The sequence below is a fragment of the Massilimicrobiota sp. An105 genome, from assembly GCF_002161155.1.
Lineage (GTDB): Bacteria > Bacillota_I > Bacilli_A > Erysipelotrichales > Coprobacillaceae > Allocoprobacillus > Allocoprobacillus merdigallinarum.
In genome coordinates this window covers 1-26972 of sequence record NZ_NFLY01000022.1, presented here as the reverse complement: position 1 = coordinate 26972, position 26972 = coordinate 1, and the positions used below count along the sequence as shown (strand labels likewise).

General features: G+C 30.7%; 33 protein-coding genes and 1 pseudogene. 20 read left to right on the top strand and 14 right to left on the bottom strand.

Going from position 1 to position 26972, the window contains the following annotated elements:
- Positions 1–10 precede the first annotated feature (10 nt).
- Positions 11–1447, top strand: a complete 1437-nt coding sequence (locus tag B5E48_RS07510; RefSeq protein WP_087304630.1) for a MobA/MobL family protein — start codon at positions 11–13, stop codon at positions 1445–1447.
- A 236-nt stretch (positions 1448–1683) separates the two neighbouring features.
- Here the strand turns inward: B5E48_RS07510 and B5E48_RS07505 are convergent, their stop codons facing one another.
- The 9 genes from B5E48_RS07505 to rpsT form a co-directional block, all read right to left on the bottom strand.
- Entirely contained in the window at positions 1684–2220 is a 537-nt protein-coding gene (locus tag B5E48_RS07505; RefSeq protein ID WP_087179780.1) for a DUF2812 domain-containing protein, read from the bottom strand.
- A gap of 1 nt (position 2221) precedes the next feature.
- Positions 2222–2536 carry a PadR family transcriptional regulator gene (locus B5E48_RS07500; RefSeq protein ID WP_087179781.1) on the bottom strand — a complete coding sequence of 105 codons (315 nt, stop codon included), beginning with the start codon at positions 2534–2536 and terminating at the stop codon, positions 2222–2224.
- Between the two features lie 139 nt (positions 2537–2675).
- On the bottom strand, positions 2676–3053 hold the full coding sequence (locus B5E48_RS07495) for a TnpV protein (RefSeq protein WP_087179782.1): 378 nt from the start codon (positions 3051–3053) through the stop codon (positions 2676–2678).
- A 536-nt stretch (positions 3054–3589) separates the two neighbouring features.
- Positions 3590–4186, bottom strand: coding sequence for a helix-turn-helix domain-containing protein (locus tag B5E48_RS07490; protein WP_087304629.1), 597 nt, complete (start codon positions 4184–4186; stop codon positions 3590–3592).
- 102 nt (positions 4187–4288) lie between these two features.
- Positions 4289–6076: an oligoendopeptidase F gene (gene pepF, locus B5E48_RS07485; protein ID WP_087304628.1), complete on the bottom strand. Its 1788-nt coding sequence runs from the start codon at positions 6074–6076 to the stop codon at positions 4289–4291.
- Positions 6077–6126: 50 nt separating this feature from the next.
- Positions 6127–6345 carry a helix-turn-helix transcriptional regulator gene (locus B5E48_RS07480; protein WP_087244565.1) on the bottom strand — a complete coding sequence of 73 codons (219 nt, stop codon included), beginning with the start codon at positions 6343–6345 and terminating at the stop codon, positions 6127–6129.
- A gap of 95 nt (positions 6346–6440) precedes the next feature.
- Positions 6441–6668 (bottom strand): DUF6442 family protein, encoded by a 228-nt coding sequence (locus B5E48_RS07475; RefSeq protein WP_087304627.1) that lies wholly within the window; start codon positions 6666–6668, stop codon positions 6441–6443.
- 9 nt (positions 6669–6677) lie between these two features.
- The gene (locus B5E48_RS14105; RefSeq protein WP_087304626.1) at positions 6678–6995 is read right to left on the bottom strand and encodes a DUF6442 family protein; all 318 of its coding nucleotides are present in this window, start codon (positions 6993–6995) and stop codon (positions 6678–6680) included.
- Positions 6996–7099: 104 nt separating this feature from the next.
- Positions 7100–7363 (bottom strand): 30S ribosomal protein S20, encoded by a 264-nt coding sequence (gene rpsT, locus B5E48_RS07465; protein WP_087244562.1) that lies wholly within the window; start codon positions 7361–7363, stop codon positions 7100–7102.
- Positions 7364–7485: 122 nt separating this feature from the next.
- Here rpsT and gpr point away from each other — a divergent pair, with 122 nt between their 5' ends.
- The 3 genes from gpr (at position 7486) to B5E48_RS07450 (ending at position 9534) form a co-directional block, all read left to right on the top strand.
- Positions 7486–8454: a GPR endopeptidase gene (gene gpr, locus B5E48_RS07460; protein ID WP_087304625.1), complete on the top strand. Its 969-nt coding sequence runs from the start codon at positions 7486–7488 to the stop codon at positions 8452–8454.
- Between the two features lie 88 nt (positions 8455–8542).
- Positions 8543–9253 (top strand): stage II sporulation protein P, encoded by a 711-nt coding sequence (spoIIP, locus tag B5E48_RS07455; protein ID WP_087296760.1) that lies wholly within the window; start codon positions 8543–8545, stop codon positions 9251–9253.
- Positions 9250–9534, top strand: coding sequence for a hypothetical protein (locus tag B5E48_RS07450; RefSeq protein WP_087244559.1), 285 nt, complete (start codon positions 9250–9252; stop codon positions 9532–9534). The genes spoIIP and B5E48_RS07450 overlap by 4 nt, the downstream gene beginning before the upstream one ends.
- Positions 9535–9570: 36 nt before the next feature.
- Here the strand turns inward: B5E48_RS07450 and B5E48_RS07445 are convergent, their stop codons facing one another.
- A complete protein-coding gene (locus B5E48_RS07445; protein WP_087304624.1) occupies positions 9571–11181 on the bottom strand; it encodes a nucleoside kinase in 1611 nt (536 codons plus the stop codon).
- Between the two features lie 209 nt (positions 11182–11390).
- Between B5E48_RS07445 and B5E48_RS07440 the strand changes: the two genes are divergently transcribed.
- Positions 11391–11528 (top strand): helix-turn-helix transcriptional regulator, encoded by a 138-nt coding sequence (locus tag B5E48_RS07440; RefSeq protein ID WP_158097270.1) that lies wholly within the window; start codon positions 11391–11393, stop codon positions 11526–11528.
- Positions 11516–11896, top strand: a complete 381-nt coding sequence (locus B5E48_RS07435) for a hypothetical protein (RefSeq protein WP_087304622.1) — start codon at positions 11516–11518, stop codon at positions 11894–11896. The genes B5E48_RS07440 and B5E48_RS07435 overlap by 13 nt, the downstream gene beginning before the upstream one ends.
- Positions 11897–12101: 205 nt before the next feature.
- Here the strand turns inward: B5E48_RS07435 and B5E48_RS07430 are convergent, their stop codons facing one another.
- The gene (locus B5E48_RS07430; RefSeq protein WP_087246110.1) at positions 12102–12698 is read right to left on the bottom strand and encodes a TetR/AcrR family transcriptional regulator; all 597 of its coding nucleotides are present in this window, start codon (positions 12696–12698) and stop codon (positions 12102–12104) included.
- A 135-nt stretch (positions 12699–12833) separates the two neighbouring features.
- Here B5E48_RS07430 and B5E48_RS07425 point away from each other — a divergent pair, with 135 nt between their 5' ends.
- From B5E48_RS07425 to B5E48_RS13865, 3 genes and pseudogenes are all read left to right on the top strand, one after another.
- Positions 12834–14762, top strand: a complete 1929-nt coding sequence (locus B5E48_RS07425; protein ID WP_087304621.1) for an FAD-dependent oxidoreductase — start codon at positions 12834–12836, stop codon at positions 14760–14762.
- A 641-nt stretch (positions 14763–15403) separates the two neighbouring features.
- Positions 15404–15559 (top strand): hypothetical protein, encoded by a 156-nt coding sequence (locus B5E48_RS13605; protein WP_158093966.1) that lies wholly within the window; start codon positions 15404–15406, stop codon positions 15557–15559.
- A gap of 44 nt (positions 15560–15603) precedes the next feature.
- Positions 15604–15738, top strand: a pseudogene (locus tag B5E48_RS13865) (IS200/IS605 family transposase); the annotation flags it as partial.
- A 127-nt stretch (positions 15739–15865) separates the two neighbouring features.
- Here the strand turns inward: B5E48_RS13865 and B5E48_RS07415 are convergent.
- Positions 15866–16603: a hypothetical protein gene (locus tag B5E48_RS07415; RefSeq protein ID WP_087304620.1), complete on the bottom strand. Its 738-nt coding sequence runs from the start codon at positions 16601–16603 to the stop codon at positions 15866–15868.
- Positions 16604–16932: 329 nt separating this feature from the next.
- Here B5E48_RS07415 and B5E48_RS07405 point away from each other — a divergent pair, with 329 nt between their 5' ends.
- Positions 16933–17559: a nuclease-related domain-containing protein gene (locus B5E48_RS07405; protein WP_087245941.1), complete on the top strand. Its 627-nt coding sequence runs from the start codon at positions 16933–16935 to the stop codon at positions 17557–17559.
- Between the two features lie 313 nt (positions 17560–17872).
- Here the strand turns inward: B5E48_RS07405 and B5E48_RS07400 are convergent, their stop codons facing one another.
- Entirely contained in the window at positions 17873–18277 is a 405-nt protein-coding gene (locus B5E48_RS07400; RefSeq protein ID WP_087304619.1) for a hypothetical protein, read from the bottom strand.
- Between the two features lie 536 nt (positions 18278–18813).
- Between B5E48_RS07400 and B5E48_RS07395 the strand changes: the two genes are divergently transcribed.
- From B5E48_RS07395 to B5E48_RS07355, 10 genes are all read left to right on the top strand, one after another.
- Complete coding sequence (locus tag B5E48_RS07395; protein ID WP_087245945.1) at positions 18814–19644, top strand: hypothetical protein; 831 nt, start codon at positions 18814–18816, stop codon at positions 19642–19644.
- A gap of 10 nt (positions 19645–19654) precedes the next feature.
- On the top strand, positions 19655–20197 hold the full coding sequence (locus B5E48_RS07390) for a hypothetical protein (protein ID WP_087298220.1): 543 nt from the start codon (positions 19655–19657) through the stop codon (positions 20195–20197).
- A 218-nt stretch (positions 20198–20415) separates the two neighbouring features.
- The gene (locus B5E48_RS07385; protein ID WP_087304618.1) at positions 20416–21099 is read left to right on the top strand and encodes a flavodoxin; all 684 of its coding nucleotides are present in this window, start codon (positions 20416–20418) and stop codon (positions 21097–21099) included.
- On the top strand, positions 21100–21744 hold the full coding sequence (locus B5E48_RS07380; RefSeq protein ID WP_087304617.1) for a DUF4405 domain-containing protein: 645 nt from the start codon (positions 21100–21102) through the stop codon (positions 21742–21744).
- A gap of 37 nt (positions 21745–21781) precedes the next feature.
- Positions 21782–21931: a hypothetical protein gene (locus B5E48_RS13600; RefSeq protein ID WP_158097269.1), complete on the top strand. Its 150-nt coding sequence runs from the start codon at positions 21782–21784 to the stop codon at positions 21929–21931.
- 32 nt (positions 21932–21963) lie between these two features.
- Positions 21964–22128 (top strand): MerR family transcriptional regulator, encoded by a 165-nt coding sequence (locus tag B5E48_RS13595; protein ID WP_158097268.1) that lies wholly within the window; start codon positions 21964–21966, stop codon positions 22126–22128.
- Positions 22129–22237: 109 nt separating this feature from the next.
- Positions 22238–22735, top strand: a complete 498-nt coding sequence (locus B5E48_RS07370) for a cyclophilin-like fold protein (RefSeq protein WP_087304615.1) — start codon at positions 22238–22240, stop codon at positions 22733–22735.
- Positions 22736–22808: 73 nt separating this feature from the next.
- On the top strand, positions 22809–23165 hold the full coding sequence (locus tag B5E48_RS07365) for a cyclophilin-like fold protein (RefSeq protein ID WP_087298215.1): 357 nt from the start codon (positions 22809–22811) through the stop codon (positions 23163–23165).
- Between the two features lie 359 nt (positions 23166–23524).
- A complete protein-coding gene (locus B5E48_RS07360) occupies positions 23525–24508 on the top strand; it encodes an aldo/keto reductase (protein WP_087304614.1) in 984 nt (327 codons plus the stop codon).
- A 73-nt stretch (positions 24509–24581) separates the two neighbouring features.
- Positions 24582–25259 carry a LysR family transcriptional regulator gene (locus B5E48_RS07355; RefSeq protein WP_087304613.1) on the top strand — a complete coding sequence of 226 codons (678 nt, stop codon included), beginning with the start codon at positions 24582–24584 and terminating at the stop codon, positions 25257–25259.
- Positions 25260–25273: 14 nt separating this feature from the next.
- Here B5E48_RS07355 and B5E48_RS07350 read toward each other — a convergent pair whose 3' ends face one another.
- Positions 25274–25735 (bottom strand): hypothetical protein, encoded by a 462-nt coding sequence (locus B5E48_RS07350; RefSeq protein ID WP_087304612.1) that lies wholly within the window; start codon positions 25733–25735, stop codon positions 25274–25276.
- Positions 25736–26972: the final 1237 nt, after the last annotated feature.

The window sequence follows — 26972 nt, the reverse complement described above, 5'->3', positions numbered from 1 at the left end:
GAAGGAGTTTATGGCAAGACACTCATTTATACAGATGTCGAAGCTACCCAATGTCAAGGGAAGAATATCCTATATCACAAGCCACGCAAGGCAGGAAAATCTCTATGCCACCTACCGCACCGCCGACAATGAATTTTGGAAAAACCTTGCAAGGGAAAGCCAGCAGGAATTTAAGCGAAGCGGCACAGAGGGCAAATGTATCGAAGCAAGGGAATTGATTATTGCCCTGCCCGAAATTTATACAAGATATGAGCCACAGCAAGTGCTGGAGGACTTTACGGAGGAGTTTCGCAAGCGGTATGGTGTGGAGTGCGTGTCAGCCCTCCACCACAATAAACGCAAAACAAACTATCATATCCATCTTATCTTCAGCGAAAGAAAACTGCTCCCTGAGCCTGACATCAAGATAGCCACACGCAGCGTGTTCTATGATGAAACAGGCAAAAGGGTACGCACCAAGAAAGAAATCACAGGGGAGGACGGGCAGATACGAAAAGGCTGCACCGTCATAAAAAAGGGAGAAATTTATGAAAGCCACCTCTTTACCGTGAAAGATGATAAATTCAAAAGCGAGCCTTTTCTTCGGGAAGTGAAAGAGATTTATACCAACCTTATCAATCGCCATATTGCTGATCCCGAACAGCAGTTAAAGGTATTTGATAAGAACAGCGTTTATCTTCCCACAAAGAAAATCGGAAAGAACAATCCCAAAGCCGCAGAAATTGAAGCTGACAACACCGCAAGGCAAGAATGGAACAGGACAGCGGATATGGCGTTGTTATCGGGTATTTCCGAAGCAAAGATTTTAGAAGTTAAGCAGACCGAGATACACGAAAAAGCAAGTCAGTCCATCAAAATCAAGGGCTGGCTGCCCAATCTGTTCCGTGGGATTGTGGCAAAGGCAAAAGACTTCCTGCAAAACCTTATCCGAGAAAAGGATATGCCGCCCAAACCTACGTTTGATATTGATATGGCAGAATTCCGTCATATGCGAAATCTGATGATAAAAGTACAAGACAAAGCGGTAAAAATAAAAAACTTGCAGGACAAAGTTCTGCCGCAGTTGAAACAGCAGCTTGCCGATACAAAGGGGCTTTTCAAAGGCAAAGAACGAAAAGCGTTGGAGGCAAAAATCAAAGAAACCGAAGCAGAGATTGCCGACAGACTGGATAAAATCCCCGATACGCTCAAAGAGGACGGTTATCCCGATGTTCAGATATTTATGCGTACTTTCCGAGAAATGGAAAGCGTTGTGGAACAGTACAACCGTGACCTTGCCGAGTGGGAATACCAAGTCAGCAGGAAATCGACAGCCACCGCCAAAGAACAGCACAGACCGCCCGAAAAGCAGAGTGTGTTAAAACATCTGCGTGAGATACAGGAACGCAACAAGCAGAAACCACCGCAAAAACAGCGTAAAAAATCCTTAGACAGAGATAGCCGATAGGCATTGAAAAACACCACAAGGCGGTTTTCTTGCCTTGTGGTGTTACATACATCGGATAACACTCTTCAAAATTTATCATCTTGAAGAGTGTTTTTTCCTGTGTTAATCGTAAGATTATTTCTTTCTGTTATGAAAAAACACACAACTAACAGCCACAAATAATCCCAACAGAATCCACGGAAGTGCCGCTTGAAAAAATTCATACATTTATATTTACCTCTACCTTCTTACTTAAATTATTTTCTGTTGCTCTTATACTGACTATATTTCACAAAGAATATAGCGAATATCACAATGTACATGGTTAAAACCCCACCAACAAATGCAGCTATAAAATAATTGTGTGTGTCAAACAAGTTGGTAAGAAACTGCGGCAATAGTATGAGAAAAAATATAATCAACAGTGGCAACATTCTTCCCTTTAATACCCGCTGCATCATCTGAAGTCTTGATTCATCATCGCAAAAAATTTCTTCAGCTACACCATCGTCAGAAACTACTTTTCTAAAATAACTATAACCCAAATAATCCTGTATGTATTCCCAACCGCAGTCATCAAACATTTTCAAATATTCATCTTTATGAGTAAGTCCGTCTTTGTTATAATCCAGTTGATAGACCACATCTTGAGGAAGGCATTTTTCAAAATAATACATTCCCAAGCCAGTTACTTTAACAAATCGCCAACCTGACTTGTGCATTTCTCGCAAATAATCCTGTTCTTTTTCGTATTCAAATATTGTAAACCATTTGAATTGTTTTTTTGCTTCCATTCTACATTTCCTCCTGAGCTATCTTATATAAGCGTTCAATTCGTTTAAGTTCAATCCGTAAAACTTCTAACCCTAAATCTGTTATTTGATAGATTTTTCGTTTATCCTCTTCACGAATAAAATGAATTACATTGTCTTTTTCCATTTTTGATAAACTCCCGTACATCGTACCGGGCGTAAGTCTGATAGCACCATCTGTCATTTTTTCAACCATTTGAACAATACCATATCCGTGATTAGGTTTTCGTAAACACAATAAAATGAAAAAAGCAGTTTCCGTCATAGGAACATACACTTTTTTTATATGTTGATCCATTTCACATACCTCCCATCAATTCCAGTGCGATACATCGTACTTCGATATATATAGTATATCGCAGTACGATATGAAAGTCAATGACTTTCGCAAAATAAATAGATGGCAGAGAGAAAATCTCCCTGCCACCATTCTTTGGTTAGTTGAAAATTATATCATGATTTACGATTTCCATAACTCTGCTACGGATGTTATTCATCCGAGTGACCCACTCCATGGGATTGTCAGCTTTCAGTTGCTCGGTCACATTCTCTAACTTTGCAATCTGCTTTATCAATCTGTGAAACATTTGCTCTGCCTGTTGGTTAATATCTGCAAGATAGCAGTTAAGTGTACCATCAATCAGCATTGTGGTATAAAAGAACTGCTTATGTTCCTTTAGGTACTGTTTATGGCGTTGTCCCCACAAACCAATGGGCTGTGTTTCTTCTTCGGAAAGTATCAGACAAGGAATATAATAATTTCCTTGTAGTTCATACCAAAGACCGTTGCTTTCATCACAAATATACTTGTCCATAAAAAATCCTCCGTTATAATATATTCGCACATATATCACAGTTCTCCGATTGCCACACTTTGTTATATCTTGTTATGAGATTTTTATGCCCTTGATTTTGCCCTTATGATTGTTCAAAACAAGGGTAACATTGTGTGAAACCATATAAAGAGATAAGGTGTACTGATTGCGATAAATCCTTTATTTTCAAGGCTTTTGGAGGATTTTATTAAAACCCTATGAGGTGTGATAAACACCTGTAAAATTATGGGTTTCTAATTTAAATTAGCCTATTCATCAAAGGGATTTATGATTGTAGATCATGGAATTGTAATGAAAATGTCAAACACTTCTTCATTGTTACAACAGACATTATCACAAGAAGATATCACAACAATGATTAAACAAATAGGATATACGATTGAATAGAAATAAACATATCATCATATATGTCGATGGTTTTTTATTGATGATTATATTGATTTTAGGGATTTTTTATTCTTTGAATATACCTCTATTTCAAGAAGAAAAAGCAGTGGAAACACTGCTTTAATTATTCATAGAAATAGTATAAAAAGAGCATATAATTCAACGAGAAATCCTAAAAAACGTCCAATTTGAGTGCTCTTAAGATAGCCAAATTTTTGATAGGTTTCAGGTGTACAAAAGGGAAATAGAATGAGTGTCATACCTAGACATAACATACCACATCCTGTCGTTATGTTTTTTTGAAATGGTAAAAGAGATAAAGCACTTGTTAATAAAAGGAGAATAGATAAGATAATACCAAGATAAAACCATTTCAGTTGTTTTTGGATTTTGTTTAAAGCTTCAGTATGTGCCAATTGACATGTTTGTGAGCAATAGGCTTGAGTTTTTGTCTGGTCTAAAAAATATCGAGCCTCTTTTCCACAATAAGAACATTTGACATGCTGATTGATGATTGGTATGTGTGAATCTTTTGTATCTGTAAGTTCAGATAAACTGATTTGGAATAATTCAGTAAGTTCAATAAGATTTTTCATTGAGGGTTCACTTTGGTTTGTTTCCCATTTTGAAACAGCTTGTCTACTAACACCTAATCTTTCAGCAACATATTCTTGAGATAATTTCATTTGCTGTCTCTTCTTTTTTATATTTTGACCTAATGACATTTGATAAACCACCTTTCATTGTATAATCATTATATCAAATGATATTCAAAAGACCACCAACTCTTTGTCAACTATCAGTTGCTTTATAAAAAAAGCACTTTATTACAAAGTGCTTGACATATCTAGGATAATTTTTTCAAATTCATTTAAAATTGTTTCAAAATAATGGAAAGCATCATCGTATAATTGATCTTCTAAAGGATTGACTAAAGCATCTTTTAAAAGGTCAACAGGATCTTTGCTGCCACCTGATTTTAAGAAGTTGAGATAAGCTTCTTTTTGTTTTTCATCACCATTTAATAAACGTGAGACAATGGCTAAAGCAACAGTCATTCCTAAAGTATATTTATAAACATAATAGTTATAATAGAAGTGAGGAATATAATAACAAGAATAACCTACATATTCATCCATTGTTATTTCTGGTCCATAATATTCAGCGTTTTTAGTATAATACAAATCTGTAATCATTTGTGATGACATTGGTTTTCCTTCTTTAGCCCATGTGTGTAAAATATGCTCAAAGTCAGCATACATAGGTTGTCTGAAAATAAGACCAACACAATTTTCTAGGAGTTCATATAAGAAATAGGCTTTTTCTTTTTCGCTTGAAGCATGATCTAACATGTAGTTAATGAGCAATGTTTCATTGACTGTTGAAGCAACTTCAGCGACAAAAATACGATAATCACAATTTACTGGTGACTGGTGATGACAAGATAAATAACTATGGGCACTGTGACCTAATTCATGAATCATCGTTGAAAGTGAATTATAATCACCAATAAAATTCATAAGAATATATGGATTTGTATCATAGCAGCCACTTGAATAGGCACCAATACGTTTACCAGCATGTGGATAATAATCAATCCATCTTTCTTCTCTGGCTTTTTTGATGATGTTGACATAATCTTCACCAAAGATTTGAACAACATCTAAAATAATATCAAAACATTCATCAATTGTGTATTTCTTTGTCTGGTATTGAACCAAAGGAATATTCAAATCATAATTATACATTGTATCAAGATTTAAAATCTTCTTTTTTAAAGCGTTATAACGATGAAATAATGGTCGATATTGTACATTTGCTTTTTCTAAAATTTTAAAGAATAAAGATGTTGGTACATTATCATCAAAAAGACTGGCTTCCAATGGTCCTTCAAAGTTTTTCACATCAGCATAAAATGCGTCTTTTTTCATAACACCAGATAATGTTGCAGCATAAACATTTTCAAATTTCTTATATTCTTTAAAGAAGTTATGATAAGCTTCTTTTCTAACTTTAGGATCTTTGTTTTTAAGAAATTCTGTTAGGGTTGCACTGTTTAAGACTTTTTCTTTTCCATCTACATGAACAGGGTCATAATCTAATCTTAAAGCATCAAACACTTGGGAAGAAATATCGGAAATAGAAGATGTTTTAGAAACAATAGTTTCTAATTCCTGTGATAAGACATGCTTTTTTTGTCTTAAAACTTCCTGTAAACTATAACGATAATCTTCTAATTTTTCATCTTCAAGATATTGAGCAACTTTGTCACTGTTTTCAATCATCATAACAGTATAGAAATCTAAAGATGAAGTCACTTGATCATAGAATGAGAGAATGGCAGCATACATTGTTTGATATTCCGGGTTGTTAGGTTCAACATCACAATGTAAATGCGCAAAACAATGTAATTTTTGAATATAACGAGATAACATTGTTTCATCCTGATGAAACTTTAAGAATTGATCAACATTTTCTAAAAAAGAATCCTTTTGTTGAAGCAAAGATGATAATAAATCTTTCGCTTTTTCTAAATCTGTATAAAATTCCTGTTTATTTGCATAGATACGAGATAAATCCCATGTATCCTCAATTGCAATACTTTTACGTTCCATATGTTCCTCCTTTTTGCATATACACATGATAATCCTATGACTAACGAAAGTCAAATTGATATATCAAAATAAAAGATTTCTTCAAATGTCTTATCTAATGCAATACATAAAATTAATGCCAGTTTAGCAGTAGGATTAAATTGTCCATTTTCAATAGATGAGATTGTCTGTCTTGATACACCAACCATATTGGCCAATTCCATTTGTGAGAGTCCTTTTTCATTTCTTGCTTTTCTTAAATGATTTTTAAGTACTAATTTTTCATTCATATTAAACGCCAACCATGATAGATATATATTGATAACCATTGATAAGACAAAGAGCAATCAAACCAAGCCCACATATGAAATAGAATTTATTTTTGTCATACCATCCACGCCATACTCAATGACAATCCAGCTATAGGCATAATCAAGATATAAATGGTATAAAAGACTGTTGGAACTTCCTGAAATTCAAAAGAAAAGAACATCAATGTGAGAGCAACAGTTACAAGAAAAGACATACCTTTCAATAACGCTTTTCTTTGGCATTGAACTTGTCTTTCATCTTTTTCATGACGATATAAATCAAGAATTTTATTTTTATCCATATGTTTCACCTACCAAATCAATAACCATAGATAACTTATAGAAAACATCAAGAAAACAAGGAAGAAAAGGCCTATATATAAGTATTTCGATATACGTAAATAATAGAAATAAGCAAGAAAGTATGATGCAAGAAACGTCAATAACAGGGTTGTTGAGGTATAAAAGATTTCCTGTTGGAATGGGGTTATAAAAGAGAATAACATCATTGCAAAACACAAAATGATAAAAACAGTCATTAATATAGGAAGTGTTTTTTGATCAAGAAAAAAGTCATATTCTTTATTCATTGTTTTTTGATTCTTTTTTAAAATATCTTCTTTATGCATTATATCACCTCATGTCAAGTTTTCTTTACACTTTTATTATAGGATGATAAAAAATGTATGTCAAGAAAACTTGACATACAAGATAAATAAAAAACTCTATCTCATTAAGCGATAGAGTTCACTAATTTTGCTAATTTAGATTTTTGTCTGCTAGCATAGTTTTTATGATGAATTCCTTTGCTGACAGAAGCATCTAATTTAGATGCAGCTACATTGTATGCAGCAATTGCAGCTTCTTTATTTCCAGCTTCAACTTCAGCTTTTACGTTTTTAATTGCTGTTTTTAAAGCACTTTTATAAGAATTGTTGATTAAACGTTTTTTGTTGTCATTTTTATAACGTTTGATTTGTTGTTTCATGTTTGCCATTATCTTTCACCTCACTTTGACTTTTGCCATGTTATTCTACCAAAAATAGATGATAAATGCAATGTTTTATTGATAATTGATTATATTTTTTTAATTTTGGTAATGCTTATAATGGTGAGAATATGAATAAATATTATACACGTAGCGATTTAGCCATAGAATCATTGGCTTATGCAACACGAGATAAAGATTATAAACATCATCAAAAACAAGATGGAGATATTTCTATTGAAACATTTGAAATATTACAGACCAGTCCTCTTTATCCTCATGATATAGGCAAATATATTGAAATCAGTTTTCCTGATTATCAGGATTTTGAAAAAATTTCACAACATTTTCAAAAGCAGTTATCTCTCCTTATTAAAGAGAAGGTCAAGAAAATAGATCCGCTTATCTTATGGATAGGATTGGGAAATCCTACTCTCACAAGTGATGCGATTGGACCGAGGACATTGAATCAGATTCGTGCCACGCATCATTATTCTATCGAAGAAAGACATCGTCATCAGTATTATGATACGATGTGTATTGCCCCAGGGGTAATGGCACATACGGGTATGGAAACTGCCGATTTGTTGTTGGCATTGGTACAGGAATTTCAGCCTGATCTGGTTATCGCTATTGATGCATTGTGTGCACAAAGTTATGAAAAGATCTGTCGTGTGATTCAAATGAATAATGTGGGTATATATCCAGGAAGTGGAATTGGCAATCATCGTAAAAATATAAGTGAAGCAACAATGGGTGTTCCTGTTTTGGCTATTGGTGTACCAACAGTCATTCATGTTTCTAGTTTAGTGAGTGATGTTTATAATCTGTTAGAGGGTTATTTTAAAGAATCTTTAGATCCTTCAACAGCCTTAAAGGTAGGAAAACGTAAGCGTTATGAAGGACGATTGAATGAAGTGCAAAGACGATTGATATTAGGAGAAATTGGACAGTTAAGTGAACAAAAGCGTATCCAATTATTAAATGAAGTTTTAAATCCCATTGAAAATCAATTTGTTATGAGTGATAAACAGATTGATTTTGATATTGAAATGTTATCTAAATTATTATCAACAAGTATTAATAGTATAACTTATTAAGAAATTCTTTTATGAATTTCTTTTTTATGTACTAAAAATAACTTTTTTTGCATATAGTTCATTGTATAGTTAGAGGAGGGAAGGTTTCATGAATAAAAATATAAAAATTATTTTCAAAATAGTTGTGGTGATTGTGATTTTATTCAATCTTCCTTTTCAAAGCATTTATAGTGAAAGTGTTGAAAATGTTGTGTCTTCATTAACAACAACCAATGTGAAAAAGCAGCTTAATGGAAAATCAATTTATATTTATAATACGCATCAAGGTGAGAAATATGCAACAAAGTCAGTGAAAGAAGGGAGTCGTTATTTAATGCAATTGTTAGAAAACAGAGGTTATGAAGTCGATTATGAAACAACGGATTTTGAATTGTATAAAACCAAAAATCATATTGATTATGCCAAATCATATAGTGTTTCACAAAAGTATTTAACACAGGCAGTTGAAAAACATGGAAAGTATGATTTAGTGATTGATTTTCATAGGGATTCTATTAAAAAGAACTTATCAACAATTACTGTGGATCATAAAAATTATGCAAAATTAATGTTTGTTGTGGGAAAGGGAAGTTCTCATTACAGTGCAGTCAATAAACGTTGTGAAAAACTGGCTGATATGTTGAATGAAAAGATTCCTAAAATATGTCGAGGTGTTTATCTTAAACAAAGTCATTATAATCAAGGTGTTACTGATAATATGGTGTTAATAGAAGTTGGAGCAAATGAAAACACATATGAAGAAGTTCAAAATTCTTTGAATATTTTAGCAATGGTTTTAGATGAATATTTAAGTGCATGAAACAGTTTTGGATTGATTTATGCTGTGTATTGCTTCTTATATGTGTGATGAGCTTATTCTTTGGTGATCATCAGGTATCTAGAACTTTGTTTGAAAGACAGATTGATCAGTTTGAAGAAGATGTATCTTCGAGAAAAGAAATTCAGTCAGTCATTACTTTACAGGATACATCAGATAATCGTGTGGGGACAATGATGGAAACATTGAGTCAATGGTGTGTCAATATTATTGAATTTATCGCAAAAATATTTTCTGATTTTATTAGTCTGTTTATTTCATGAAAAAATGTCGGTATGTTAAACATATCGACATCTTTTTTATTGAAAGATAGAATTACCTACAAATTCAGCGAGAATTGAAGTTTGGGGTACACTCACTTTGGCTTCTACAAAGTAATCTAGCAGTTTACAAAGATGATTAGCTTCAATGTATTCTTTAGATTCTGGGGATACTTGTAATAATAACTTTTGAGCAATTGGTTTTAAGACAGCGAGCTCATATACCATAGATGTATTAAAAATAGCATCGGCTTCTTCCTGATAAGGATAAATATATTTGTCTTCTCCATTTTTTACATTTTTCCAACGACGGATTGTTTCTGTAGCATCAGCATTTCTAAACTGATAGTCACGGACAATACGACGAATCAGGCGATAATCCGATGTTGGAATACGATTATGATTATCATAATTTAAATGAGTTAAAGCATTGATATATATTCTCATTTTCGCATTTTCAGGTATATAGTAAGAAGTACGTGGATTTAATCCATGAATACCTTCAATGATAAGAATTTGACGATCAGATAATACAGTAGGATGTTTATCATATTCTCTGAAACCTGTTTGAAAATGATAACGAGGTAAATAAACAGGTTTATGATGAATCAGATGAAGCATGGTTTCATTGAAACATTTTAAGTCCACAGCTTCAATATTTTCAAAATCATAACTGCCATCAGGAAGCTTAGGAGTTTGTGTACGATTCAAATAAAAATCATCCATGGAAATTGTGATAGGGCTCATTCCTAATATTTTTAAATGAATACCTAAGCGCTTAGAAAAAGTTGTCTTGCCTGCAGAACTAGGACCTGCAATTAAAATCATTTTGAGATGCTCTTTTTCTTTGGCTATATATGTTGCTAATTCAGCTAATTTCTTTTCAATCATCGCTTCTGACATTAACATCAGTTCATTGATTTGATTTTTGACAATTTTTTCATTCATCTTTGCGACAGTAGGCACATCTATTAACTCACCCCATTCTTCATATTCTTTCATGATTTGGAAAAGTTTATAGTGTTGAAAAGTGACATCATAACGTCCTAAACGTAATCCTGGCGCAAAGAACTGTAGAGAAATCTGTTTGAGATATGAAGCATCAGGGAGCATAAAACCATAAAAATAATCATAAATGCCTTCCATTTCATAAATACTGCATGTGTCTTTTGCACGATATTGTAATAAATGAGCTTTATCTTCAAGATGATTTTGTTTAAAAAAGTCAATAGCCTGATTTTGTGGCATGACATGACGTGTTATTTTGGATTGTTCTTGAATCAAATCTAACATTCTTTGTTTGATTTGATCAACATCCTGTGGTGTCAGACTTTCCTTTTTTTGAATAGAGCAGTATAGTCCATCCTGAAACGTAAATTCAACATGAATCACAGCATCTTTAAATAATTGTTTTGTCGCCACAATAAAAACAAATGTGAGTGTTCTTTCATAGATTTGTTTACCAATGATGCTTTGTTCATCGACCCATTCAATAGTCGCATCATTTTCAATAATATGATTGAGTTCGTATAATTTCCCATTCACTATACCAGCATAAATCTGCTGGTCTGGAAAATACTTTTTCGCAATTGTTTCTAAACTTGCAGGCTGATTGATTTCAATTGTGTGTTGATGAATAGTCAGTAACATATTAACACTTCCTCTATCAAATATCTTACCATGTTTTCACAATGATTGATATGTATAATATCATAAAAATATATGGATCTGATGAGAGGAATACAAGAAAAGCATTAATGATAAAACATGCTTTATAAGCATGATAAATATTTATTATAGGTATTAGACATTATAAATAAGGACATTATATAATAAGTATGAAAAGAGGAGGAAATACAATGGAAATAGGACAACAAATCAAGAAATATCGTGATCAACTACATTTATCACAGGAACAGTTAGCTGATAAAATTTACGTCACACGACAGACGATATCTAATTGGGAATTCAAAGAGGCACAAATATGCCGGACATAAGTATTTTGATTAATTTGGCTGAGTTCTATAATGTGGGTATCCCTGAAATTATTGATGGAGAAAGGAAGGGTGAGAAAATGAATGAAGAAGTCAAAGAAACAGTATTAAAGTTATCGGATTATGCGGAAACAATAAATCAAAAAATAAAGATAAAATTATTTTGGTTAACGATTGCTGCTTTGTTAGGAATGATAGCGTTTTTAGTAATTGAAACATTAGGTTTGAATACACCAGACAGTTTATACGAATATATAGCAAGTGCAGGGCTGGGTTTGGACTTTGGTATGCTAATTGTGATTGCAATGTACTTGTCGGGTGTTCTTGGAAAGATAAAAGCAAGACGAATGAAGCTTAAGAATATTCACTAGATATAAAAGTTTGATAATTAAGATGCGGATTCATTTTTTTATCTTGAATATAAATGTTTATTTGTATATTTTTTAGCTCATTTATGATGAAATTATTGGTAATCATATGTTTATGATTAAAAAAAGAACAAGAAATGAATTGTCATAAAGCAATGATTTCGTGTTCTAGTATTGTTATGAGAAAATTATTTTATTTTCAAATTATTTATAAAAATTGGGAATGTAAACTTGCTAAAATACCTTCTGTGATAGTAATAGTGATGATTTGTAATATTTCTTCTTTTGATGTTTGTGGGCTTTCTAGATGCCACCATTTTATAGCAACTAAGATGTTTGAAGCAATAATTTTTGAAAAATAATTAGCAATTTTGATTTGAGAATCACTAATGTGATAATGATAAATAAGTTCGTTTAATAAATAATGACTATAGATTGTCAGCATTTCATCAAAAATATTTATGGGTAAATCATTATTGTATAACACTATAAAAATATCTTTATGTTTATTAAAATAATCTAATAATGAACTAAAATATGGTTTAAAATCATTCTCTTTTTTTAAATGAAGAGTAATAAATTGGCAATGAATATTTTTTTTAAATTGCTTGATGAGTTCTTCAACTATTTTATAAATTAAATCGTATTTGTCTTCATAATTTCTATAAAAAGTAGAACGATTGATTTGACATTCATTAATTAATAGTTTAATGGTAATGTCTTGGAATTTATAGCGTTCTAATAAATTGATAAAATGTGATTCAATATTTTCTTTTGTTTTGATGTTTCTTAAATCTTTACTCATTTTTTCCTCTCTAATGCAACATTCATTATGAAAAAGTTGCATATGCAACTTTTTTAAGTGATTTATCGCTTGTTAATTATTTATCATAATTATATCATTATTTATAGAAATAATAAAGATATAAGGAGATAAAGTATGAAAAACAAATATTACCCTCATCTATTTAAAAAAGGAAAAATTGGAAACGTTGTTATCAAAAATAGAATTGTACGTAATTCTATGGGAACGTACTTAGGTAATCCAGATGGTACAGTCACTGATAGACAAATTAAAGCTTATGCACAAGCTGCTGATGGTGGTGCTGGACTTATTTTTATGGATAATGCTGTACCTGTTCCTATGACATCTTGTGGTTTAAGAGCGGACAAAGATGAATTTATTGCTGGATTAACTTTGTTGGCAGAAACAGTCAAAGAACATGGAGCAACTCCTGGTCTACAATTGGCACATCCTGGTAGAGATGCAGCATTTGTAGGAAGTGCTGATGTTATTGGAGCATCACCAATTACTTTTGAACCATGGTATGAAATGGGATTTAAAATGCCTAGAGCTTTAACTATTGAAGAAATTCATGATTTAGTAGAGAAATTTGGAGATGCTGCTTTAAGAGCAAAAAAAGCTGGGTTTGAAGTCCTTGAAATTCATGGGGCTGCTGGATGTATTCCTACAAATTTCTTATCACCTCATGATAACAAACGTACTGATATGTATGGTGGATCACTGCATAATCGTATGAGATTATTGATAGAGATTGTCAGAAATATGAAACAGAAATGTGGAGCTGATTTTCCTATTGGTGTTAAATTAAGTACTGAAGATTGGGAACCAGAAGGAATTCGTATAGAGGAAACAATTGAAGTTGCGAAAGCATTAGAAAAAGAAGGTGTATCTCATTTAAATATGATGGGTGGGACACATGCAACTGCATCTCGACAATTCTTATTGCCAAATGCTTTTAATGCTGAACATACAAGAATGATTAAAGATGCTGTTCATATTCCTGTATTTATTGGACACAATATTTTCTCTCCTGAAGAGGCAGAAAAAATGCTGGCTGAAGGAAATGGTGATTTTGTGGCTTTAGGACGTTCTCAATTGGCTGACCCAGCATGGGCTAAAAAAGCGAAAGAGGGGAAAGCAAGAGATATTAAACCATGTATCAATTGTATGATCGGTTGTATTGATAAAGGAATGTTAGGTCATACACCAATCCATTGTACAGTGAATCCAACTTTATACAGATTTGAATGCAAACCTATTGTTGAAGCTGAAGTTAAGAAAAATGTAGCAATTGTAGGTGCTGGTCCAGCAGGATGTGAAGCAGCATTGACGGCATCTTTACGAGGACATAAAGTCACTATTTTTGAAAAGAGAAGTTTTGGTGGTGCTATGATAGAAGCAAGTAAACCAGACAATAAGGCAAATATCAAACGTTTGATTAATTATTATGAAGACCATATTACTCATGATCCTAATATTACTTTAGTTAAAAAAGAAGCAAATTATGATATGCTTGTTCAAGGTGGCTATGATGCTGTTATTATTGCCATAGGAGGTAAAACAAGAATTTTAGATGTTCCAGGTAGTGATAAGTCATCAGTTGTTTATGCAAATGACTATTTAAATGGTTCTCGAGTTGTTGATGGAAAAAATGTCGTTATTATTGGTGGAGGTATTACAGGAGCTGAAACAGCACTAGAATTAGATAATGATGGAAAAAATGTAACCATTGTAGAAATGGCAGATACTTTCTTAGCTAATTCTGGTTCATCTTGTCAAGCTTATAATATTGCCATTGCTCAATCAAATATAAAAATTATGACTGGTAAACGTTTGGTTGCTGTAGAAGATAATGGGGTAGTTTTAATTGACAGATGGGGTAACGAAAATACTGTTGATGCTGATAATGTTGTTATTGCAGCAGGATTTACTCCTCAGTATGATCTTGCAAATCAATTAGAAGAAAATACAGAAATGGAAGTTTATAATATAGGGGATAGCAAGAAAGTTCGTCAAATTTACGATGCTATTCATGAAGGATTTATAGCAGCCAGACAAATCTAATATTTGCTCTGTTATATTATCATATTTTGTTGAATCTATTCTTTTTATCCTTCCCAAAATGAATAGATGATAAAAATGAATGTCATAAAAATGATGTTCATTTTTTATATGTGTGCCGGGCATGGCATGAATTCAGTTGGAGATAAACCAACCACGGGTATTTACCGCCAAGTGTAGTGAACCACAAGCCGTTGACAGTGATGTCATGGGTGAAGGAAGTGGTGTAGCGATTCTTTCGAACGTACGAACAGAAACCTGATATAAGGCTAAATGGTGGATAAGGTTGCATAACAAATCGAAGTCCAAAAGGTAAACGTAAAACCAAGACAGTAAATCAGGACGTTGTGAAAGAAAGAGGGTTCATGAATTACCCCGGGAGGTCTTATGGACGAGGAAGTCTAGTAAACTTTAAAATCAGTGATAGTACCCTCGGTCGAAAAAGGTTTGCCATAAGAAGTCAGATGAAGTCATAGTAGGTAGAGATACTGAAGGACTGAAACGTTTATAGAGTGCAAATCACTATAAGCAATGTCTGGACAGTCCGAATATGAGGATAGCCTAGAACTATGGAGCGCAACCATAGATGGTAAAGGTAATTGGGATGGTTCCGGATAGATTTACAAATAGAGGAGGAGCAGCAAATGAAATTAATGGAAAAGATTTTAAGTCAGGAGAACTTGAAGATAGCTATCAAAAAGGTCAAGAAGAACAAAGTGTTGAATGCCAAATTAAATAAAAAGAAAAATAAAGAAAATAGTCAAAATAAAAGAAAAAGTCTTATCAAAGTGAATGAATAAGAAATAATCACTTTAAATGATAAGACTATTTTAGTATGATAATAGTTGGAAAGAATGAAAAAGTAATCAAGGAATATATTCAAAATCAATTGCAGGAAGATAAGCTATATGATCAAATGAGTATGAGAGAATTCATAGACCCGTTCACGGGTGAGCCAGTAAAAGGAGGCAAAAAATAAAAGCCCTTAAAGGGCTAGCCAGAAAAGGCGTTGCGGCTGTCAGGCTTCAGAGTGTGAAACACAGCGCAACAGAATGCCCTTCTAGGGCGCGTACATACCACGTCTTTTAGGCGTGGTTATGATACGTTTAGCTTTTTTTGAATAAATAAATTATAAGCAAAAGGATTGATAGAAAAAGTGTTATGGTAGATATTTCACAGTACAGTTTATATTGGTTTATTTTCTTTTGAATGTTTGTTTGGTATATCTTAAAATCATATTCAAATAGTTTTCTTCCCACTTGAATGTCATTTTTATTATAATTTTGTGGTTCATATAACCCTTTTTCCTCATAAATGTTTTCTTTTGTTAATGGGAAAATTAAAGTAGAGTAAATTGTAAATGTATAAGAAGTATTATTTTGGTTTTTATTTGATTCAATATAACTGGTAAAATTGTAATTTCTTTTTGCTATGTTTTTATCTAAAGCATTTTCAAAATCTTGTTGCAGTTTTTCAAATTCATCTTGATTTTCTTGGGAATATTTTCCGCTAATTGAAAATTGTGCATAAGTGTTTGCATCATGCAATGAATAATGTAATGCAGATGTTTTTAAATAAATCGTGTCTTCATAATAAATATGAGGATATTGAAATATATCACAATCACGAAATAAAATAAGCAAATCTTTTTCATTATATTGACTTCTTTGAAACTTAGCTTCATCTAATCCCCTGGCATATCCTTTTATTTGAGTGGAATGAAAAAAAGAATCATCATCTTTATTCTCAACGTATAAATCTAATCTCCAAGAGCAAAACCAAAGAAACAGGAGACTTAATATTGACGATAGACCTAATAGAGAAATGATGATTTTTTTTAACATAAATACTCCTTTAATAATCTATAAGATTTTTTGATGTATTTTAGTTGTTTTAATATAAAAAAGCATGATGAATTTTGATAGTATTTTCCCGTTTCATAACACATTAATTCTTCATTGAGCATTGCGTGATTAAATGACATATATCCATCTTTCCTTTCTAAATATATTGCTTTCAAATATATCACTCCAGCGGTATACCACTATTACTAGTATTTTATCATGTTTATACATTTAAGACAAAATTTAAGAATAATAATTAAATTAGATTCTGTATTTACTGAGCAAAAGTTTTTTTATATAATTATGATGTTGAAAAGATAGGGATAGAAATGGATAACAAATCAAAAATTAAATATCTAAAATTTGGAGTGGTTATAGGCTATGTTTGTGTAACAATATTTGTTATATATTTTTTATATAGTTTTATTGCTGGACGTGTCACTGCTCCTTTAGGCAGCGATGAGTGGTATGTTCAATTTGAAAAATCAAGCCAATTAAAGTCAAATCTTCCTATTGCTTTTATATTCATGGTTATTGGTTCAGCTTTAATATATTTTTGTCAAAGACCATATCAAAGATTAAAAAGTGGTATTCAAGGAGAGGCAAGAACACAGAATGTATTAGAAAACCTACCTTCAAACTATACTATTCTATCTAATATTCCTATTGAATATGAAGGTCAGAGAAGTGAGATAGACAATCTTATTTTAAGCAACAAAGGGATTGTTATTGTTGAAACGAAGAATTATAAAGGCAATATTCAAGGTAATGAAGATGATAGGGAATGGAAAATCACTAAAACATCAGGAAAAGGAAACCATTATCAAGATTCTATAAAAAACCCTATCAAACAGGTAAAAAGACAAACATATATACTGTCACAGATTTTAAAACAAAATCAGATTCATTGTTGGATTGATGGATATGTATTCATACATCAAGCACATGTTTTGTAAATTCTGATGTTGTTTTTACTCATTCTGGTAATTTGATTCAGACAATTCTATCTTCAGGAAAAGAAAATACTTTAAGTGAAGAGGATATGGAAAGAATTAAGAAAGTATTAGGCCAATAAAAAATACCAACCGAAGAAGGGTTGGTGTTTTAATTATAATATGAATCCAAAAAAATCTGTAAATGAAGTAAATATTTTAAAAATTTCTCGTTTTCCATACTATTCAATCAGAAGTTTTATTAAAAGTTCGATTTGTCTCATTTTTTAGGGATTTTTTTATGACGGTGAAAGTTATAACAATAACAACTATTTCATTATTTCTTTTCCCAAATCATAGTTTCTTTATCTTCTGATTCATAACCACAAGTTTCCCAGAATTCATATGCATCTTTGTCTGAAGGATTTAAGTTAATTGAATTAAAATATTTGTTAATCAAATTGATTCCGTTTTGCTGAATATCTGAGATGATGGATTGTCCAATTCTTTGTCTTTGCTTAGACTTAACAACTTCAAATTCATAAATTGTAAGTGATTCTCCTTCTAATGCTAAAGAAATGAAAGCTATTGGAATATTGGGTTCAGATTCCCTATAATAATAAAGTGTATACGTATCGATTCCATACAAACATCCATATGGAAATTGACTAATCTCGCCACGTTTTTTATATTCTTTTAGAAGTTTATCGTTACATTGTTTATATTTGATATCCGTCTTCATACTTACTCCTCCTCTTTGTTATATAAATACAGTATTTTGAGATGGCTCCCATAGGTTATTTGGGTTATTATTCCCGAATAGGTAAAGCCTTTATATTGTTTTCTGATTTTATTATTACTATCATTCTTGAACATTGTCAACAATCTATCCCAATATCCTATACCAGCTATTATAGTAAAAATAAGAAAAAACAAACATCATCAATCTATGTCGAAATATCCAAAACAAATTTATGTATTTCACAAATTTTGCATTGAGAAAAGTTTGCGTTTATGGTATAATACATGTGTAATAAAAAATTATACATATCATATGAAATAGTCTTTTTTTACACTGCTATATGATTATTCTCATGTAAAAACACCGGAAGTCGAAGACATCTGCACCACCTCAATTGCATAAAGTGCAGTTAATTGCAAATAATCATTATAAGTAGTTAAAGAATATAATATCGATTTTGTATGATAAAAGTGTAGAAAACATAATACTGAAATAAAATGATATAGATATAAAATATATATTTGGGGTAAGGATATGTGAAAAGAGAAGATATCAGCAATCTTCATGGTAAGGAATATGATAAAGCTGTAAAAAGATTAAAAAGAAAGACGACTGTTAAGAAGATATTATCTGATATTGTAGGAGTTGTCTTATTTTTTGGAATTATTTTTGGTGGATATAAATTATGGTCTGATTATAAATCAGGAAATGCTTATAATGATGATTCATACAAAATAGAAACAAAAAGAGATAGTAGTTATAATGGTATATATAGTTTAACAAAACTAGATGAAAATGGTAATAACACTTGGGATGGACTTATGCTTTATGTTGAAAACGATAAAGTTGTAAGTTGTGCTAATTATGACTTTTATACTTTTGATGATTTAAGTGAAATGAACGGTGGAAAGAAAGTTGATGAGTCATATTTTGAAATGGGCGATCAAGATATATCTGAATTTGGTGATAAAGTTAATTCGATTAAAATTCCTAAATCTAAAAATTTTAGTTACATAAAGAATGGTTTTTCAGTATCTGGTGGAATTACTTATTTGGGTAATGGCGGAATTCCTGTTGTAAAAGGAGCTTTTCTATGTACAGATAAAATCGATTTTGATAAAGTTACAGATACAAGTACAGATTACGATTATATGAAATCATGTGATATTGTTTCTGGATATGATGAAGATAGTCAGGAAGTATGGTTAAGCAAATTATTGTCTAATGAGAAATCAATTTATCATGATGGTTATAAGTTAATTCATTATAGCGGATATGATGATTTAAATAAGAATTGTAAATTAGACAACGGAAGTTGTATTGAAGGATTAAATAAAGATTTAGGTACTAATTTATCTGAGTGGTAGGAGGTATAGAATGAAAAAAATATTTTATATAGTAGGATTAATAATGTGCATTGCTTTAGTAGGTTGTTCTAATAATTCGTCAGAAAATATAGATAATGAAACACAAAATAATACTGAAAGTGTAACATATGTTATGACAGAAGAGTCTGAAGATATTGATAGTGAAACAAATGAGTGGTTTGATATAACAAATAAATATCAATTAAGTATTATTTTTATTAATGATAGTGTACATGAAGTACAGATGAAATCAGAATATGATTATTCTAAAGCCTCAACGACTTATGTAAATGAATTGTATGAGGATAATAAAGCTACACTAGTAGATGAATATAATAAAAATTCAGGAGTTGAAATGAGTATTTCTAAAAATGATAAAAATATTATATTAGAATCAGCATACGAATTACAAGAAATTGATAATGCTACAATAAAAGATTATATTCATATTAATTGTGGATTAGACCCAGAAAAATATAATGATGACGGAACATATCCATTAAGCGATTTAGAAAAAGCTTTAGAGGAAAAAGGGTTTACTAAAGAATCTTAATACTTTGCAATAAAAGCCTAGATGAGAGTTGATAATTTTCAACTCTTTTTATTTTTGGAATTTTTTGTAATGAGTAAAATATCTTTATTTGAGGTATGGATACGATTAGAGAGTCTACACTTACAAATGCTTTATAAGCATGGCTCAATATGATTGATAAGTATTAGACATATGGTTGTTTGTTAGATAAGATGTAGTTAGAAAGGAAGTGGAAGGATATGAAAAAAATTAAATGCCTTTTATTCGTATTTTGTGTATGTCTATTAAGTGCATGTCAAAGCAATGACAATGTATCAAAGGTTAATGAACAACAGAGTGTTTCTGTACCTAACGAAACGATAAGTTCAGATGGAAAAATATTGATTGCTTATTTTACATGGGCAGATAATACACATGTGGATAATCCATCAAGTGTAGATGTTGATGCTTCGACATCAGCCAGTGTTTTAGCACCAGGTAATACAGAAAAAGTCGCACATTTTATTCAGGAACAAGTTGGTGGAGATATGTTTTCTATTATTGTAGATGAACCTTATTCCAGTGACTATGATGAATGTTTAGATCGTGCTTCAGACGAACTTGCACAACAGGCAAGACCTACAATTGTAGATACAGTAGAAAATATGGATGAATATGATGTTATATTTTTAGGTTATCCGAATTGGTGGTCTTCATGTCCAATGGCCATTTTCTCATTTATCGAAAGTTATGATTTATCCAACAAAACAATAATTCCATTTTGTGCACATGGGACAGGTGGACTGGGAAGAAGTATTGAAGACTTACAGGATGCTTTACCTCATAGTACACTGCTAGATGCATTTGGTGTTTATCGTCCTGATACAGATAGCTGTCAAGTTGATGTCAATCAATGGTTATCAGATATAGGAATGGTTGATTAGATGAAAAAGAATAAAATCATTTTAGATATCATCATGACAATATTATTAATTGTTGTGATGGGATATCATCTATGGTCAAATTTTGTACATGAATGGCTTGGAGTCATCTTATGTCTGTTATTTATATGGCATCATATTTGGAATAGAAAATGGTATACAACATTGTTTAAAGGAAGATATACACCAGTAAGAATCTTTCAAATCATCATCAATACATGTTTATTCATTGCTATGATATGTACAGCTGTAAGTGGCTTTATGATTTCAAGAGATGTCCTAAGCTTTATAGATCTAGGAGGAACATCTTTAGGAAGAACAGTGCATCTGGTTTCTTCATCATGGCTATATATTGTGATGTCTATTCACATTGGATTTCATTTCAATGCGATGATAGCAAAATTGAAAAGAAGTTCGTTATATATAAGACATCATCAAATATTCCATATAGTTATGATAGCCGTTCTCGTTTGTGGTTTGTTTGTCTTTTATCAAAGAAGAATGTGGCAAGATATGTTCTTTATGACTGAATTTAAGTTCTTTGATTTTTCAGAATTGAAACTTCGTTTTTACTTGGATTATTTATTGATTATGGTGACATTTTCATTGATAGGAAACCAATTATTAAAACGAATAGCAGTTAAGTAAAATATGTAGAAATACTTATTGATAAGGTGGTGAAACAATGAATATCAATGAAATCAGTTTAGCATATAATGTTCCTGTTGACTGTATTCAGGATTTTGAAAATCAAGGTTTTTTTGATGAAGTCAAGCAAATAAATGGAAAAAGATATATGAAGAAAAAGACATACAAAAGCTTAGTTTTCTTATGACTTTAAAAAATGTAGGAATGAGTATACAGGATATGAAAAAGTATATTCAATATATAAGTGAAGGTGATAGTACCCTATCACAAAGAATAGATATGCTGACAAGATATCGACAGGCTTTATTGGAAAAAGCGCATACTTGTTATAAATCTATTGATATATTGGATTATTTTATTTATCTAATGAAAACTAAGCCATAAATATATCATATTGAAATTTATGTTGGATTTAAAGTTCTTATTAACAAATGAATGATATCATTCTGTTTTTAATTAAGATGATTCAAAGTTGAAATAAGGGAGAGTTAGTATGAAAAATATTATCAAAATAGTATTATCCTTAGTGATGTGTTTTTTTCTATGGGGTTGTCAAAATCAGACAGAACCAAATCGTACAAGTACGACACAAACTCAGGATCATCAGGAAACTGTTGAACAAGATGTGACATCAAAAGAGTCTAAAAAAATCAGTGTCACTTCGAATGGACAAATCACTATTTTTGAATTAAACGATAGCCAAGCAGCAAACTCATTATATGAACAATTACCACTGACTATTGAAGTAGAAAATTATAGTGATAATGAAAAAATATTTTATCCACCTGTTGATTTAACAATGACAGATGCAGTGAGTGCTAATGCTGTGACAGGAACATTAGCCTATTATGAACCATGGACAGATGTAGTCATGTTTTATGAAGATTTTGGCAGTGCCAGTGGTCTTTATGAACTAGGACAAGCTATTTCAGGAAGTGAATATATTGAAGATATGTCAGGGACAATAGAAATTGAAGTATATCTTGAATAAATATATCATGAAATGATTTTGGATGAAAATAATAGAATGATATGGAATGAAAAGTAAAAAGGAGCAGATAATTATGATGATTCAGATTGGTGAAAAAACTTTAAAGGCATCATTGGTTGATAATTCTTCTACAAAAGCATTAAAAGAAAAGCTTCAAAATGGTCCCATCACAATTGAAATGGAAGATTATGCAAGCATGGAAAAAGTAGGTGATTTGGGATTCCATTTACCAACCAATGATCAAAGCATAACAACTGAAGCTTGTGATTTGATTTTGTATTTAGGACATATGTTTGTCATTTATTATCGTCCTAATACATGGAATTTTACTCAATTAGGCAAAATACAGGGAATTTCTAAAAGTGAATTGATGGAAATTCTTGGTCAAGGAAATGTCACTGTGACATTATCACTTGATGAAGAGAATTGATAGAAGGGATTAAATGATTTTTTAATCCTTTTCGTCTATATTTATATTTCATGAAAGATGTCATAGATTGATAGTAAAGAATAGAATAACAGTGCAACAGGATTTTAGAAAGAATTTAAGTAGACATTTTATAAAAAATGTCAATATATAGACTTTATAAAATCTTTGTAAATTGTTTTTTTATGTAAGAAAGAATAATATAATAGATGTCGAGATAGCCATGATATATATGAATATATCTATTTAACTGTTGTCTTATATAAATGAAGAATGAAAATATTTTGATGACTGGACGGTAGTTATGAATGGATGATTATACATGGAAAGATAAAAACATTGATTTGAAGGAGGTCAAATATATGAAATATACAATGTTGGGAAATAGTGATTTAAAAGTATCAAAAGTATGTTTGGGATGTATGGGATTTGGTGATGCAACAAAGGGAATGCATTCTTGGACTTTGCCAGAAGATAAATCTAGAGAAATTATAAAGTATGCGCTAGATAATGGTATTAACTTTTTTGATACAGCGATGGCTTATCAGGGAGGAACAAGTGAAGAATTTTTAGGTAGAGCAATTAAAGATTTTGTAAGAAGAGAAGATGTTGTGATTGCGACTAAATTTTCAGCAAGAACACCTGAAGAAATTGCAAATGGTATTTCTGGAAAGCAACATGTCAGAAATTGTTTAGAAGCCAGTTTAAAACGTTTGAACATGGATTATGTTGATTTATATATTTGTCATTCTTGGGACGATCATACACCTATTGAAGATATATTAGAAGGATTACATGAATTGATTCAAGAAGGAAAAGTAAGATATATCGGTATTTCAAACTGTTTTGCTTATCAGCTTGCGAAAGCTAATGCCATTGCTCGTGCGAAAGGTTATGAAGAATTTATTTCCATTCAAGGACATTATAATTTGATCTTTAGAGAAGAAGAACGTGAAATGGCTAAACTTTGTAAAGAAGATAACATTGCTATGACACCATATAGTGCTTTGGCATCAGGAAGATTAGCTAAACATCCAGGAGAACAATCAAAAAGAATGCAGGAAGATAGCTATGCCAAAGGCAAATATGATGCTACAGAAAAACAAGATAGAATCATTATTGATAGAGTTATGGAATTAGCCGAAAAACATAATGTGTCAATGACTGAAATTTCATTATCATGGTTAATGTCAAAAGTGGCTTCACCTATTGTTGGCGCAACAAAACTTCATCATATTGATGGAGCTGTGAAAGCAACTGAATTAGAACTAACAGATGAAGAAAAAGCATATTTGGAAGAACCATATCAACCTCATCGTTTAGTAGGAATGATGGCCCAAAGATAATAGATTTAAGGTGACTATAAACAAGAAGTATAAGCTTCTTGTTTATTGTTTTTATAGAAGGAGGGATATCGAAATGGAACTGAGAGTATTAAAATATTTTTTAATGGTTGCCAGGGAAGAAAATATAACAAAGGCAGCAGAGTTGCTTCATATTACACAGCCCACTTTATCAAGACAATTAATTCAATTAGAAGATGAATTAGGGGTTCAATTATTTGAAAGAAAACAGCATAGCATTGAACTCACAAGTGAAGGCATGCTTTTTAGACAAAGAGCACAAGAGATGATACAAATTGAAGAAAAAATAAAAGAAGATTTTAATCATGATGCCCAGCATATCACAGGTTTAATAACGATTGGCTGTGGAGAAGCTTTAGGAGTGAAATATTTATCTCAAATAGTAAGTCGTTTTTCAAAAGATAATCCTTTGGTTAAATTTGAAATTATTACAGCTAATTCTGATACGATTAAAAATAATCTTGATAAAGGCATTGTGGATTTAGGTTTATTAGTAGAACCGGTAGATATAACGAAATATAATTTTAAAAAAATGGCACAAAAAGAACAATGGGGAATTTTAACAAAAAGTGATTCTTCCCTCGCAAAGAAATCATTGATTAAACCTCAGTTTCTTCAAACTGTACTTTTTGTTAAAGTTAACATTGCAATAACTATAAAATCAACTTTACAAAGGAGCTTTAAGAAATATTTACAATTATTCATAAATAGTGATTTATTTAGTTACTGTTAAATTAATAGTTTGATTCAATGTACAAATATACGATCTATAATCTTATAAAAATGCATAACATATAAATAGTTAAATAAGAACATACTAGCAAAAATTGAAATAAATGCACAAAACCAACCGCTACCAATAAAAGTAGTCCATACATAATACATAGCAAAGTATAATGCTATTATGATAGGAATAAAAATGATATTATAAGTTATCAACTCTATAGAAATATCTTTCTTAATATTTTCATTTATATTTTTTAAATATGTTATAAATGTAATAAGTACTATTATTGCGCATGCAATAGATATTGGAGTAAAAAAGCTGAATGTAGCAAAACTTAGTAATATTTCATATATATTTTCTGTTTGTTCACCAAAAAAACCAAAGTTATATAAGAAAATAACTAATACAATATTTATAATGTTAAAAATGATATTAGACATATAATAATTATATTGGTTCATTACATGATATATTTTTTTCATAAAAATCCTTCCTTTTGTTTTTAATTTTATGCAAATTTATAAACTATAAATAGAATGAAGAAGTTTTTGACCTTCACTTGTATATCTTAATTGACAGATTTTTAAATTATATGATCAAGTGATTTTATAAGCGTGATTAAGGAATAGAGTACATATATTTTTTTCAAAATCTAAATTGTAAAAACTTATATTCTAGTTCGACATAATAAATTATGATAAAATGATAATTTAAAGCATATAATAATGGTGTTTAATAATCAGCAAACAGTGAAGAACATTTAACTAGATTTTATAAAAGATATACTATTTTCGTTCATATAGCATTATCCTAAACGATTTTTTTAGTTATGTTTAAAAAATCTTTTTATTCGTTGTTATTATGTTCCATATTTACTTTCACTTAAAAATATTTTTATCAAAAAATAGTAAAATATATTTTAATGCAGTTTCATTATTTAAATTTATTGTAACTGATTAAATAATGTTAAAAAATCAATGAAAAACAATTACCATGGAAAGTGTTTTTTTATAATTTTATAGCTAAACTTTTATTTCTATAAAAATTTTATCATAAACAAATACTTCTTTATATACTATTTGTGTAAGTGGTAATTTATTTGCGTAAGTGGTATGAATATTTATATCCATATTTGATTTATTATAATATATTGATTGTTTTTATTATGTTATACAACCAAACAAAAAAGGGGAGGGAAAATTCATAAAGTAATAACATATACTTTAGCATCATTTCAAAGTGATAGTTCTCTACAATAGAATAAAATGTATTTACTTTTTATATTGGAAAAGATAAATAGTTTAATTTCCTGAATAAATATGTTAGTTAATAGGCAATATTTATTGGAATATAATAGAATAGAATTCAAATGACCTATTAAACGATAAAATTGATAGATTTTTATAGTTAAATCAGTAACTAAATTGAAAAAATCTTTAGCTTTTAAATTTCCATGATTTAAATATAAAAAGGTTTAAATCATGATATTGAAATGATATAGAGAATAATCACGAAATAAACCTTTTTAATTTTTTGATGAAAAAGTTTATCATATATATGAAAAATTATTTTAGTTAATAAATTTTAATAAAATTTGAATATTGATTATTCGCATGTAAAAGCACTGGTAGTCGCAGACATCTGCACCACCTCAATCGCATAAAGTGCACCACTTATATTTATACACAATTATAGTCAATCATGTCCAAACATGATTGA